General features: G+C 50.3%; 12 protein-coding genes. 10 read left to right on the top strand and 2 right to left on the bottom strand.

Going from position 1 to position 12,765, the window contains the following annotated elements; translation table 11 throughout:
- Nucleotides 1-64 precede the first annotated feature (64 nt).
- Genes AC4IFB_RS15355 through AC4IFB_RS15365 form a run of 3 tightly spaced genes read left to right on the top strand, consistent with a single transcriptional unit; the run spans nt 65 to nt 3,215 of the window.
- Nucleotides 65-1,195: a glycosyltransferase family 4 protein gene (locus tag AC4IFB_RS15355; protein WP_490775988.1), complete on the top strand. Its 1,131-nt coding sequence runs from the start codon at nt 65-67 to the stop codon at nt 1,193-1,195.
- Entirely contained in the window at nt 1,192-2,133 is a 942-nt protein-coding gene (locus tag AC4IFB_RS15360) for a UDP-glucose 4-epimerase family protein (RefSeq protein WP_490780614.1), read from the top strand. The genes AC4IFB_RS15355 and AC4IFB_RS15360 overlap by 4 nt, the downstream gene beginning before the upstream one ends.
- Nucleotides 2,133-3,215 carry an MraY family glycosyltransferase gene (locus AC4IFB_RS15365; RefSeq protein WP_490780615.1) on the top strand — a complete coding sequence of 361 codons (1,083 nt, stop codon included), beginning with the start codon at nt 2,133-2,135 and terminating at the stop codon, nt 3,213-3,215. Before AC4IFB_RS15360 ends, AC4IFB_RS15365 begins: the two co-directional genes overlap by 1 nt.
- Before the next feature lie 56 nt (nt 3,216-3,271).
- Here the strand turns inward: AC4IFB_RS15365 and AC4IFB_RS15370 are convergent, their stop codons facing one another.
- On the bottom strand, nt 3,272-4,231 hold the full coding sequence (locus AC4IFB_RS15370; protein ID WP_490775985.1) for a glycosyltransferase family 2 protein: 960 nt from the start codon (nt 4,229-4,231) through the stop codon (nt 3,272-3,274).
- Between the two features lie 564 nt (nt 4,232-4,795).
- On the opposite strand from AC4IFB_RS15370, the gene AC4IFB_RS15375 reads away from it, so the two are divergent.
- The 6 genes from AC4IFB_RS15375 to AC4IFB_RS15400 all read left to right on the top strand — a co-directional run bounded on the left by AC4IFB_RS15375 (nt 4,796) and on the right by AC4IFB_RS15400 (nt 10,464).
- Entirely contained in the window at nt 4,796-5,230 is a 435-nt protein-coding gene (locus tag AC4IFB_RS15375) for a globin (RefSeq protein ID WP_490775984.1), read from the top strand.
- Between the two features lie 108 nt (nt 5,231-5,338).
- Nucleotides 5,339-7,921, top strand: coding sequence for a leucine--tRNA ligase (gene leuS, locus AC4IFB_RS15380; RefSeq protein ID WP_490780616.1), 2,583 nt, complete (start codon nt 5,339-5,341; stop codon nt 7,919-7,921).
- Nucleotides 7,911-8,429, top strand: coding sequence for an LPS-assembly lipoprotein LptE (locus AC4IFB_RS15385; protein ID WP_490775982.1), 519 nt, complete (start codon nt 7,911-7,913; stop codon nt 8,427-8,429). The genes leuS and AC4IFB_RS15385 overlap by 11 nt, the downstream gene beginning before the upstream one ends.
- 91 nt (nt 8,430-8,520) lie before the next feature.
- Entirely contained in the window at nt 8,521-9,534 is a 1,014-nt protein-coding gene (gene holA, locus AC4IFB_RS15390) for a DNA polymerase III subunit delta (RefSeq protein ID WP_490780617.1), read from the top strand.
- Nucleotides 9,535-9,699: 165 nt separating this feature from the next.
- On the top strand, nt 9,700-9,948 hold the full coding sequence (locus tag AC4IFB_RS15395; RefSeq protein ID WP_490780618.1) for an EF-hand domain-containing protein: 249 nt from the start codon (nt 9,700-9,702) through the stop codon (nt 9,946-9,948).
- 261 nt (nt 9,949-10,209) lie between these two features.
- Nucleotides 10,210-10,464, top strand: a complete 255-nt coding sequence (locus tag AC4IFB_RS15400; protein WP_490780619.1) for a hypothetical protein — start codon at nt 10,210-10,212, stop codon at nt 10,462-10,464.
- 21 nt (nt 10,465-10,485) lie between these two features.
- On the opposite strand, the gene AC4IFB_RS15405 is transcribed toward AC4IFB_RS15400, so the two are convergent.
- Nucleotides 10,486-11,007: a retroviral-like aspartic protease family protein gene (locus AC4IFB_RS15405; protein WP_490780620.1), complete on the bottom strand. Its 522-nt coding sequence runs from the start codon at nt 11,005-11,007 to the stop codon at nt 10,486-10,488.
- A 478-nt stretch (nt 11,008-11,485) separates the two neighbouring features.
- On the opposite strand from AC4IFB_RS15405, the gene AC4IFB_RS15410 reads away from it, so the two are divergent.
- The gene (locus AC4IFB_RS15410; protein ID WP_490780621.1) at nt 11,486-12,760 is read left to right on the top strand and encodes a glutamate-5-semialdehyde dehydrogenase; all 1,275 of its coding nucleotides are present in this window, start codon (nt 11,486-11,488) and stop codon (nt 12,758-12,760) included.
- The last annotated feature ends 5 nt before the right edge of the window (nt 12,761-12,765 follow it).

Below are 12,765 nucleotides of genomic sequence, written 5' to 3' on the forward strand. Positions count from 1 at the left end.
AATACGACATACTTAGTCGCCGGGTCAATTACTGGCTCTAGATAGATAAAGTGGTTCCCTAACAATGAAACATCAACTTCTGCTCTTTGTTGTCAATGACGCCGGTTTTTTTCTCTCGCACCGGCTTCCTCTGGCAATTGCTGCCCGTGAAAGGGGGTATAGAGTCGCGGTGGCCACGCCTGAAGGTGATGGGGTTGAGCAGATCGAGGCTGAGGGTTTTCGACACTATGCTGTCTCTCTGAGTCGTAGTGGGGCAAATCCACTTGCTGAAATTAAAACCATCCGGGGTTTATATAGACTCTATAGCAGCTTGCAGCCGACGCTGGTTCATCATGTCACAATCAAACCCGTGCTTTATGGCACCCTCGCGGCACGTATCGCTAAAGTGCCTGCGGTGGTGAATGCTATCTCAGGACTTGGTTTTGTTTTTCTTGCCCGGGGTTGGTTCAGCTCATTTGCCAGGGCTGCGGTTTTAAACAGCTACCGTTGGCTTTTTTCCCGTGAGCGTCTTTGGGTTATTGTGCAGAACCAGGATGACTACCACTATCTTCTTGATGAGGGGTGCCTTAGTCAGGAGAAAATTGAATTGATAAGAGGTTCAGGAGTCGATCTGATCCAGTTCAAGATGAGTCCTGAGCAGAGTGGGGTGCCTTTAGTGGTGCTGCCTGCGCGTATGCTTTGGGATAAGGGTGTTGGAGAATTTGTCGCTGCGGCGCAGAAACTGCACGCAAGAGGTGTCAAAGCACGCTTTGCCCTGGTTGGTGGTATCGACCCAAGTAATCCCAAATCGGTTTCGGCGAAGAAGCTGGCTGAATGGGCCCGAGAGCATGATGTTGAGTGGTGGGGAAATCGTCAGGATATGTCTGCGGTTTTTCGTTGTGCCAACATCATCTGCCTGCCCTCCTACAGAGAGGGATTGCCAAAGGTGTTGCTGGAGGCCGCATCGAGTGGTCGCGCAATAGTCACTACGGATGTTCCGGGCTGTCGTGAAGTGGTGGTTGATGGGGAGAATGGTCTATTGGTTCCTGCGCGGCAGAGTGAGCCGTTGGCCGATGCTCTGTTTAAATTGATCGATCAGCAAGATCTTCGGCAGAGCATGGGTGAGAAAAGCAGGCTGATGGCTGAGGCCGAGTTTTCAATTAACACGGTGGTCGAACAGCATATGTCGATCTATCAGAAGGCATTGGAGTCATGAAAAAGGTATTGGTCACTGGGGCCAGTGGCTTTGTGGGCACTCAACTCTGCCCCTTTCTGATCAGTCAGGGATATGATGTGCGGGCCGGGATGCGCGAGAAAAAAACTGATTGGACGATCTGTGAGCAGGCGGTGTTAGGTGAGATCACAGCTGCCACTGATTGGCGCAAGGCGCTTGAGGGTGTCGATGTAGTGGTTCATTTGGCCGGGCGCGCCCATGTGATGCGGGAATCCACGGGTGATCCCTTAACCTTGTTCCGCAAGGTGAATGTGGAGGGTAGTCGTAGTTTGGCGCGTCAGGCAGCTGAGGCTGGGGTGAAACGTCTGATCTATTTGAGCAGTATCAAGGTCAATGGAGAACGAAGCACTGACCATCCATTGGCCGCTGATGATCCTGCGGCGCCGGAAGATGCCTATGGGCAATCTAAATGGGAGGCTGAGCAGCTATTGAGGGAGATAACCGCAGAAGCGGATATGGAGTTGGTGATTCTGCGTCCGGTGTTGGTCTATGGGCCTGGCGTTAAGGGAAATATGCAGAGCCTTGTGGGTTGGATTCGCAAAGGCCTGCCCCTGCCTCTGGGGCGAGTTGAAAACCGCCGTAGCCTGGTCAGCATTGAAAACCTGCTCGACTTTATTGCCATCAGCCTGGATCACACCGGGGCGGCCGGTGAGGTATTTTTAGTTGCGGATGGTGAGGATCTTTCCACGCCGCAATTAATCCGCAAGCTTGCCCAGGCCATCGGAGTTACTCCGCGCCTGATTCCAGTGCCTATGATGTTGTTACGTCTATTGGGAGAAGTGACTGGCCGCTCATCTGCTATTGACCGCCTATGCGGAAATCTACAGGTCGATATCAGTAAAAACAGAAGGGTGTTGGGTTGGACGCCTAAAGTTACCGTTGAGGCGGCGCTGAAGGAAATGGTAAGGCAGTCGAATTGATGGCGCGTTATGTGGAATGGTTCTACTTGGCTGGAGTGGTGTTTATCCTCTCCGTACTCTTGACCTGGGTGCTACGCTACTATGCTCTACAGCGTGGTTTGATGGACAATCCAAACAGCCGTAGCTCACATCTGACAGCAACCCCCCGTGGGGGCGGGCTTGCTTTTGTGCTGATCTTTTTGGCTCTGCTGCTATGGGCGAAGCGCTTCTATACAGGCAGCTTGCAGGGTATTGCGCCTCTCGATATGGTGTTGCTTGCCGGTGGTGGAGTGGTGGCGTTGATCGGATTTATCGATGACCACAGAGATCTCTCGGCCCGTTTACGAATCCTGGTTCATTTCGCTGCGGCTGGGTTAGCGATCTGGCTGGTGGGAACGCCACCGCTCTCCCTCGGGAGCTGGATTGTAGCTGAGAGTTGGTGGCTCAGTGTACTGTTTGTGCTGATGCTGGTCTGGCTGTTGAATCTCTATAATTTCATGGATGGTATCGATGGCATAGCCAGTATGCAGGCGATCACTGTGCTCAGTAGCGCCTCGTTAATTCTTATCCTGAATAGTGCTGAGCAACAGATTGTTCTGTGGTTGATGCTGCTTGCCACGGGTGTGGCCGGTTTTTTGGTATGGAACTGGGCACCTGCAAAAATTTTTATGGGGGATGCAGCCAGTGGTTTCTTGGGTTTCTCTCTAGGTGTGTTCGCCTGTTTCAGTGCGATTCACTATCCCATCGCCTTCTGGAGTTGGATAATTCTGTTGGCTCTTTTCATAGCAGATGCAAGCTGGACACTGGGCGTGAGGGCGTTGAATGGGGAGAAATGGTATCAACCTCATGCCAAACACGCCTATCAGATCGCAGCAAGATACCGTCAGGCACAGCTTGAAGCGGATGGATTGGCGCCAGAGCAGGCCCGTGCCGGGGCCCATAAATGGGTCGTCTTGCTGGGGTTGCTGATCAATTTGCTCTGGTTGACCCCTTTGGCCTGGCTCGCCTCTTTTAAGCCGGTTTATGGGGTTCTTCTGGTGGTGGTGGCCTATATGCCTCTATTTTTCATGGCGTGGCGAGTGGGGGCGGGAAAATCCCGCTGATCTTATTTTTCATCTCTCACTCTTGCATAGGCTGATACTTGCCCTGTGCAGAATCACTAATCCCGGATATTCGATCGAGGCTCAGACTCCAGTTTTCTCAATCGATACTGTACCTCTTCAAGCAGCTTTCTGTTGACGCTCAACAGATCAGCAATAAATGCCACTAAAAAAGTCTGGAAGCCAATACCCATCATGACACCAGCCAGGACGACAGATTGAATATGTCCTGAGCCATCTCCTGTCAGGTAGTAGTAGAGATATCGTAATCCGAGCACCATTCCCAAGCTGAACAGCACAAGGCCGATCGCCAGGAAAAAGCGAAAAGGTTTGTAGACGACAAAGATTCTGAGAATGGTGATGATCGATTTCTTAATGTAGCTGCTGATGCTCTTTACCAGCTTCGAGGGTCTCAGGTCCTCATTGACCTCAACAGGTACAGAGGTAACGGCCATCTGTTTCATACCGGCCTGGATGATGGTTTCCAGGGTATAGGTATATTCATTGAAAACGTTCAGTTTCATCGCCGCCTCACGGCTGAAGGCGCGAAAACCGCTGGGCGCGTCGGGGATGTCGGTGTGGCTGACCTTGCGCACTACGCTACTGCCCAGGTGCTGCAACATCTTCTTTGTAAAGGAAAAATGTTCGATCATATGGATAGGGCGGGCGCCAATGACCATGTCCGCCTTGCCATCGACAATGGGTTTGGTTAAGTCGGGTATATAGCTGGCATTGTACTGATTGTCGGCATCCGTATTGACGATGACATCTGCGCCTTGCTTTACGCAGGCATCCAGCCCCAGCATGAAGCCTCTGGCCAGCCCCTGGTTTTTGGTATATCCCACCACATGGTCAACCCCGTTTTCCAACGCCACTTTGCGCGTATCGTCTGAGCTGCCATCGTCAATTATCAACCATTCAACCTGATCGAAACCGGGCACCTCTCGGGGCAGCTCTGCCAGTGCTACCGCCAGGGTTTGTTCTTCGTTATAGCAGGGAATCTGTATTATCAGCTTCATTAATTAAGCTCTTGCTGGTTTTAATTATCAGTTCTTGTGCAATGGGTCATAGCGCAGTACAGATCAGTTTTACAACTCATTCCGGCGAGCGCAGGCTTCGGGGCAATCTCTTGCGAATGTATACCACTAAGAAAGCTTGGGTTAATTTTGCCCTGATTTAACGATATTCTTAATCTCAGTGCTAATAGTAACACTTGTTGATACGAATGCATGAGTCAGTTGATGTTTGGGGCAGGGTAGCTGAAGTCAGATGCTTTTGTCAGCTAAGGCTTTGTTGCTGCACGATAAAATTTCTTGTCATAAAGAATTGCCAAGAGATTGTTGGTAGAGGCCAATTCGTTGAATTGGGGGCGCCAGGGTATTAAACAATGATGAGGCCCGCTTAATTTACGCCTGAATGGCTGATTTTTATGCCGGCGTTTTCTCTCTCCCGGCTTAATGAATCATTGTTAAATTTGGTGACCTGTATGGCAAAAGTTACATTCTTTTATGAATTCACGGACATAATGGGAAAAGTTCTAGCCATTTGTGCCGTTAAGAGTGAACAGGTCACAGGCGAGTAGTATGTCCACCATTTCACAAGATAATTTAAAACGCTTTCAGCAAAGTCTCAGACGGGTAAGCCAGAAAGAGGGTTTTTACGAGAGCTTTTATGAGTATTTCATTGCTCAGTCGGACGAAATGGCGAAGATTTTTCATAATCGCAATATGGCTCAACTGATACATAAACTTAAAGAGACGCTGCAAATGGTGGACGATGTAGTGGCGGGGAAGCCTGGCGTGGTGCTCTATATGGAGATGCTCGGCCGCATTCATACCCGTCTTAAGGTTGAGCGCCGACATCTGGATATGTGGACAGATGCGCTGATGAGCACGGTGAAGTCCTACGATGATGAGTATGACAGTCAGGTTCATGCGGCATGGATCGAGGCGATCGAAATGGTTACCAGCTTCATGTATCCGCAAGAGGAACAGGTCAACCTCGCAGCCATGCAATAATCATTTAGCAACGAATTTACCGAGCACCACACTAGAGCTCTTTCTGTCCGAAGCTGGCTGGGGTATCCTTCCGCGATTGTAGTTTTCAATCTTAATTCGGGCCTGACCATGCAGAATCAATACGATCCAGCCACCCTGGAGGCTGAGGTCCAGTCATACTGGGTAAACAGCAAAACCTTCGAAGTCACCGAGGATCCGGAGAAGGAGAAATTCTATTGTCTCTCCATGTTCCCCTATCCCAGCGGCAAGCTCCATATGGGGCATGTGCGCAACTACACCATCGGTGATGTCATCGCTCGCTATCAGCGTATGTTGGGAAAAAATGTCCTGCAACCCATGGGGTGGGATGCATTTGGTCTTCCCGCAGAGAATGCCGCACTGAAAAACCGGGTAGCCCCTGCTGGATGGACATACGAAAATATAGACTACATGAAGCAGCAGCTGAAACGGCTCGGCTTCGGCTATGACTGGCAACGTGAACTGGCGACCTGTCAGCCTGAATACTACAAATGGGAGCAGTGGCTATTCACCGAGCTCTACAAAAAAGGGCTGGTGTATAGAAAGCATGCGGTAGTCAATTGGGATCCGGTTGATCAGACGGTTCTGGCCAACGAACAGGTGATCGATGGTCGGGGTTGGCGTTCAGGCGCTTTGGTAGAGCGTCGCGAAATCCCTCAGTGGTTCATCAAGATCACCGAATATGCCGATGAGCTGCTGGAGGAGATTGACCGGCTTGAGGATTGGCCCGACCAGGTACGAACCATGCAGCGTAACTGGATAGGTCGCTCCTTTGGCGTACAGATGGATTTCGGCATCGAGGGAGGTGATGATCTTTTGACGATCTATACCACCCGCCCGGATACCCTGATGGGTGTCACCTATGTGGCGGTAGCGGCTGAGCATCCTCTGGCGTTGCGCGCTGCAGAACAGAATCCGGCACTGGCCGAATTTATCGAAGAGTGCCGCCAGGGTGGCACTTCCGAAGCAGAACTGGAGACAATCGAGAAAAAGGGCATGCTGCTTGGTATCAATGCGGTCCATCCAGTAAGTGGCGAGCTTGTGCCTGTCTATGCAGCCAATTTCGTATTGATGACCTATGGTACCGGTGCCGTGATGGCAGTACCTGGACATGATGAACGGGATCACGCCTTTGCTCGAAAATATGGTATCCAGATCAAACAGGTCATTCAGCCAAAGGATGGCTCAAGTCTGGATATTCAAGCCGAGGCCTATACCGAAAAGGGTGTTTTAATGGATTCCGGGCCGTTCAGTGGTCAGACTTCCGAGGATGCCTTTGAGACTATCTCTGAGTGGCTGCAGGCCAGGGGTAAAGGGGGTAAGAGTAAAAATTATCGTCTGCGGGATTGGGGTGTTTCCCGTCAGCGATACTGGGGCGCGCCGATCCCGATGATTCATTGTGATCACTGCGGTATTGTGCCAGTGCCTCTGAAAGACCTGCCGGTACGATTACCCGAAGATATCGTCTACGACGAAAACACCATCAATCCGATCAAGGACAATCCCGAGTTCTCTGCCTGCAGTTGCCCTGAATGCGGTGGAGATGCCCAGCGGGAGACCGATACCTTCGACACCTTTATGGAGTCGAGTTGGTACTATGCCCGCTACACCAGTCCTGGTGCTGACAAGATGCTGGATCAGCGTGCTGACTACTGGTTGCCTGTGGATCAGTATGTCGGAGGTATAGAGCATGCCGTTTTGCATCTTCTGTATGCCCGTTTCTACCACAAACTGATGCGTGATGCGGGCCTGGTAAAGAGTGATGAGCCTTTTACACGTCTGCTGACACAAGGCATGGTTGTGGCCGATACCTACTATCGTGACCAGTCAGATGGGAGTAAGCACTGGTACAACCCGACTGAGGTTGATGTCAGTTGTGATGATAAGGGACGCCCTCTGAGTGCCACACTCAAGGAGGATGCCGGGTCTGTGGAGATTGGTGGCATTGAAAAGATGTCGAAGTCGAAGAACAACGGTGTCGATCCCCAGACGCTCATCGACCGCTACGGCTCAGATACGGTCAGGCTCTATACCATGTTCACCTCTCCCCCGGATCAATCCCTGGAGTGGAGTGATGATGGTGTGGAAGGGGCTTATCGTTTTATAAAGCGTCTGTGGGCGCTGGCAGAGACCAGTCAGGATCAACTCTCCCAACCTGTAGCTGCGGATATCGATTATGACGATAGCCAGAAAGAGGCACGAAGAGAGCTGCATGAGCTGTTGAAAAAGGCGCTCTATGACTATCAGAGGCAGCGTTTCAATAATGTGGTTTCAGCCTGCATGGGAATGACCAACATTCTCTATAAACTGGGAGATTCAAGCGCAGACCTGGCAATTGTCAAAGAGGGGCTCTCCCTGGTATTGAGGCTGTTGGCGCCGATAGCACCCCACGTCACCCACCATCTATGGGGAGCACTGGGTTTTGGTGAAGAGATACTTGAGAGTGAGTGGCCACAACCCGATGAGCAGGCACTGAAGCAGGAGAGTCTGCCATATGTAGTGCAGGTCAATGGTAAGGTGCGTGCCACCATACAGGTAGCTGCAGATGCAGATAAATCGGCCGTTGAAAAGATCGCCCTCGAGAATGAGAATGTGAAGCGATTCATTGGCGACAGCACAGTCAGAAAAGTGATTGTGGTGCCAAATAAACTGGTCAATGTTGTTGCTAAATAAGCTCATTATGCGAGGTAGGGTCAGCAGCTGCATAGTCGGGGCTGTTTTGCTTGTTTTGCTGAATGGTTGTGGATTTCACCTGAAGGGCTACGCGCAACCGTCCGCAGCACTGAACGGCCTCTACATAGTCGGCGGTAATGAGCAGCAGACGCTTGCAGGCGTATTGCAGAGTGATCTGCTGGCCGGAGGAGTGATTCTGGCAGCAGATAAAGCCTCGGCAAAATACGCCTTTCAGGTGCTTCAGGAGAAGTTCTCAAGCCGGGTTCTCTCTGTAGATGCCAATGGCAAGGCCCTGGATAATGAACTGCGTCTTCAAGCCAAAGTCCGGCTCACCTCTCCCGGCGTCGGTAACAAGCCCCATGAAGAGCAGTTGCAGCTGGTCAGGCAGCTCAGTTTCAGTGGTAGCGACGAACTTGGCCAAAGAAATGAAACAAGATTAATGAAGAGCGATATGCGTCGGGATTTATCGGCGCAGATCATTCGGCGGCTGGAAGCCGGGTTAAGATAGTGGTTAACCTTCAAGTAGGATGTTTTGAACTCTTACCTGCAGCCATCGACACTGAGGATGAAATGGCACGATTACTTGCCGACAACTGCTCATGAGACTTCGCAACGATCAACTCACTGCACAATTGAAACGCAATTTGGCGCCTGTCTATCTGCTCAGCGGGGACGAGCCTCTGCAAATGATGGAGGCCACAGATGAGATTCGATCGGCGGCCCGGGATCAGGGGTATACCGAACGGGAGGTATTGGATCAGGGTAGTGGTTTCGATTGGTCAGCACTCAATGTGGCCGCTGAAAGTCTCTCTCTGTTTGGGGATCGTCGCATTTTGGAGTTACGTCTGAGCAGTGCCAAGCTGGGTGCTGAAGGGGGCAAGGCGTTGACTGCATATTGCCAACGTCCAGCAGAGGATACGGTGCTTTTGGTCACCCTTCCGAAGCTGGAAAAGGTGCAGATGAAAAGTAAGTGGCTGCAAGCCGTTGAACAACTGGGGGTGGTTATCCAGGTCTGGCCGGTAGAAGGGGGACGCCTGATTCCCTGGATAGAGCAACGTCTGCGCAAGGCCGGTCTGGTACCTGAAACAGGTGTGGTTGAGATGTTGGCAGATCGGGTTGAAGGTAATCTGCTTGCGGCCAGTCAGGAGATTGAAAAGCTCTTACTGCTGCAGGGTGAAGGGATCATCACTCAAGAGCAACTGGCCCGCTCAGTTGCCGATAGCGCCCGTTTCGATGTGTTTGGTTTTCTTGATACCTTAATGGTTGGAGAGGCAGCCAAAGGACTTCGTATGCTTTCTGCACTCAAGGCGGAGGGGGTGGCAGCGCCAGTTGTATTATGGGCATTCAGTCGTGAGATTCGTATGCTGGCAGAAATGGCCTGTGAATTAGAGCAAGGGCAAAACACAGCTCAGGTTATGGCAGCCTTCAGAGTTTGGGAAAAACGTAAACCAATTGTGAAAAAGGCGCTTTCCAATGGCCGTTCTCCGTATTGGCAGAACCTACTCATTAAGTGTTCAGAAGCTGATCAGGCGATCAAAGGTATTCGCAGAACTGATCCCTGGCTTGTATTGAAAAACCTGGCTCAAGGCGTTTCTGGTATTGCATGCTTGTGATGAGCTGCACAACCTTTGTTAAGAACTTAATGCCTGGGAAAGCTGTTCCTTTTCATTTGTGACTTCTGTCACCCAATTTTTTTCGTCGTCGTTGTCTCATCCCGTACAGAGGCCTCAATCAAGAGGGCTTTGATTTGAGAAAATATCATTAAAAGGAGATCGATGATGAAAACTATGACTATGAAAAAGATTATTGTAGGTTTGGCTGCGGCAGGTTTTTTTGCAGCGGTTAATGCTGCAGAAGAGGGCGCATTCACCAAACTTGACGCTAATGCTGATGGTTATATCTCAGCCGAAGAGTCCACAGCTGATGAAGGACTCTACAAGGAATGGGCTAAGGTAGATGCCAATGCTGACGGTCAGGTAGATGCTGCTGAATTCAGTGCATTCGAGTCTGCACCTCAGGCTCAGTAATTGAACAACTCATATTGAGTTGATGGTGGAATGCCGGTGACCAGATAGTTCTGGTCGCTGGATTGTCACAGGGATTTGATGACTAATAAATTGACCCGAAATCCACAATTTACCTGAACCCTGTTAGGGAATTAAAATTGTGGAACTGTGATTCCTGTCACCGCAATAAGAGCCCATGCGGTGTCATATTTGGGTCACCAGAGGATCCACGTTGTTGATACGGACCTTTGGCCAAACTAAATATAATTCGTTAAGGAGAACATGATGAAAACTAAAACCATGAAAATGGCCGCAATGGCATTGGTTACAGCTGGATTTATCACCACTGCAGTAGCCGGTGAGGATGTCTTCACAGCATTGGATGCTAACGCTGATGGAACAATCTCTTCAGAAGAAGCGACTGCAAATGAAGCCCTATACAAAGGCTGGGAAGCTGCTGATGCTAATCAGGATGGCAGTGTTGATGCGGCTGAGTTCAGCGCATTTGAAGCCAGCGCTATGCCTGAAGGTAAATAATATAGCTTGAAATTGGCACCCCTAGTTAGGGGTTGAAATACCAGCGGCCAACTGTGTTGGTTGGTCACTGGTAGCCATTTCAGTCAGATTGCAATTGCTCAATTGAAGTTGGGGAGGCTCGGCGGAAAAAGTGAACGGAGCTGTCTTCAACAGTGCGCTCAAACCGAGAATCTGCCGTGTTTTACCAGGAAATACAGCTACTTCAACCTCTTCCAATAGGCATTTTTCTCCAATAAGCACATCGGACACGGTGTATACAGGTACCTGCATTTCTGCTCCGTTAGCCAGTACCCCCCTCAGATCTCGAAGATAGCGTGGGTTACCCACCGTTCTCAATTCAGCCAGTGTCGATTCATTAATGGTCATATAGCTCGAGCCGGTATCGACCATAAACTCGGATGCCGCCATGCTGCCGATTTTTCCTGAGATATAGAAGGTGTTAGCGCCTTTTGAGTGCATAGGAATATCGAACACAAACTGCTCTGCCCAGAGTTGTCCGGCATATCCAATTAGCATTACTGCACATAGTGTGACTTTGTTCATTGTTTCAGGACCGTTATTTCATCGGCTGGTTGCTTACTACTAAGATCGGTAGAAATGGGCCGAACTTTAAATGTTTTGGTTATCGGTCGTGATATTTATTCCCGTGTAAGATACGAGGTATATCTCTTTTCTGGATTCACAATGAGCAGATCAACGGCATTTCACATCGATTTTTTGTTAAAACCTAAAAAATCAGTTGACCGCTCCATTCTAATAGCAGGTACTAGATTTTGAAGAAAATAGCTACAATTCACATGGTCACCATTTGGGTGAATCATGCTAAAGCATGAATTGCACGATTGTGGCGGCGCATGGCTTCGTTGCGCGCCGTGCAGGGAGGCACAAGTGTCGCGGCACAGGGATGTGCAAGAGTGACCCTTGCCCTGCACCACCACAAGCGCATACTTCACGCTGCCCAACTGATCTTTTTAGGTTAAAGTAATCAAAGCAATTCAGTAGAAAATGAGTTAAAAAAACAATGCTAGACAATAATATCTCCGACGTTGCCAGCTATATGGCTGGACTGGGTCAGCAGGCTCGTCTTGCCTCACGCACTCTGGCCGGAATACCAACAGCCAAAAAGAACAGTGCGCTTGAGGAAATAGCTGCTGAACTCGATAGAGCCAGAGATGGCTTAATGGTTGAGAATGAAAAGGATCTGCTCAATGGCAGGGAAAAAGGGCTCGACAGCGCCCTCTTGGATCGCTTGGAGCTGACTACAGCACGAATCGACAGCATGATCGAAGGTGTCCGTCAGATCGCAGCGTTGTCCGATCCGGTTGGTGAGATATTTGATATGAAATACCTGCCCAGCGGTATCCAGGTTGGGCGGATGAGAGTCCCTCTGGGGGTCGTCGGAATCATCTACGAGTCACGTCCGAATGTGACTGCCGATGCGGCTGCACTCTGCCTCAAGTCTGGAAATGCTGCGCTGCTGAGAGGCGGTTCAGAAGCCTATTACTCTAACCAGGCGATTGCCAAATGCATCAATAGTGCACTACGCAAGACAGGGTTGCCGGAAGCGGTGGTACAGGTCGTAGCGACGACTGATCGTGCAGCGGTAGGGGAGATGATTGCCATGCCGGAATATGTGGATGTCATTATTCCCCGGGGCGGAAAAGGATTGATCGAACGTATCAGCCGGGATGCCCGGGTGCCTGTAATCAAGCATCTGGACGGTATCTGCCATGTCTACGTTGACGATCAGGCTGATCTCACAAAAGCCTACGATGTCGCGATGAATTCGAAAACACATCGATATGGTACCTGTAACACCATGGAGACCCTGCTGGTGGCCGAGGGAGTGGCTGAGGATATTCTATCTAAACTCGCCCCATCTCTGGCAGAAAAGGGTGTAGAGCTTCGTGGTTGTTCCAAGAGTTGCAATCTGATCAAGAGCTGCATAGCAGCAACCGAAGAGGATTGGGATACGGAATATCTGGCGCCGATACTATCGATCAAGGTGGTTGATGGTCTGGATCAGGCGATTGAACATATCAATACACACAGCTCTCAACATACCGATGCGATAATCACGGAGAACTACACCCGAGCCAGACGATTTCTCACAGAAGTCGATTCCAGCTCTGTCATGGTGAATGCATCAACACGGTTCGCCGATGGATTTGAATATGGCTTAGGCGCTGAAATCGGCATCTCAACCGACAAGTTCCATGCCCGCGGGCCAGTCGGGTTGGAGGGGCTGACGTCGGTGAAATATATTGTTCTGGGTGACGGACATATCCGAAGCTGAAGCAG

The sequence above is a fragment of the Candidatus Thiodiazotropha sp. AKIB8 genome, assembly GCF_058244675.1.

What these genes read in the sequence shown, in the direction of transcription:
- AC4IFB_RS15355 (WP_490775988.1), top strand. Translation starts at nt 65, where the DNA reads ATGAAACATCAACTTCTGCTCTTTGTTGTCAATGACGCCGGTTTTTTT.
- AC4IFB_RS15360 (WP_490780614.1), top strand. Translation starts at nt 1,192, where the DNA reads ATGAAAAAGGTATTGGTCACTGGGGCCAGTGGCTTTGTGGGCACTCAA.
- AC4IFB_RS15365 (WP_490780615.1), top strand. Translation starts at nt 2,133, where the DNA reads ATGGCGCGTTATGTGGAATGGTTCTACTTGGCTGGAGTGGTGTTTATC.
- AC4IFB_RS15370 (WP_490775985.1), bottom strand. Translation starts at nt 4,231, where the DNA reads ATGAAGCTGATAATACAGATTCCCTGCTATAACGAAGAACAAACCCTG.
- AC4IFB_RS15375 (WP_490775984.1), top strand. Translation starts at nt 4,796, where the DNA reads ATGTCCACCATTTCACAAGATAATTTAAAACGCTTTCAGCAAAGTCTC.
- leuS (WP_490780616.1), top strand. Translation starts at nt 5,339, where the DNA reads ATGCAGAATCAATACGATCCAGCCACCCTGGAGGCTGAGGTCCAGTCA.
- holA (WP_490780617.1), top strand. Translation starts at nt 8,521, where the DNA reads ATGAGACTTCGCAACGATCAACTCACTGCACAATTGAAACGCAATTTG.
- AC4IFB_RS15395 (WP_490780618.1), top strand. Translation starts at nt 9,700, where the DNA reads ATGAAAACTATGACTATGAAAAAGATTATTGTAGGTTTGGCTGCGGCA.
- AC4IFB_RS15400 (WP_490780619.1), top strand. Translation starts at nt 10,210, where the DNA reads ATGATGAAAACTAAAACCATGAAAATGGCCGCAATGGCATTGGTTACA.
- AC4IFB_RS15405 (WP_490780620.1), bottom strand. Translation starts at nt 11,007, where the DNA reads ATGAACAAAGTCACACTATGTGCAGTAATGCTAATTGGATATGCCGGA.
- AC4IFB_RS15410 (WP_490780621.1), top strand. Translation starts at nt 11,486, where the DNA reads ATGCTAGACAATAATATCTCCGACGTTGCCAGCTATATGGCTGGACTG.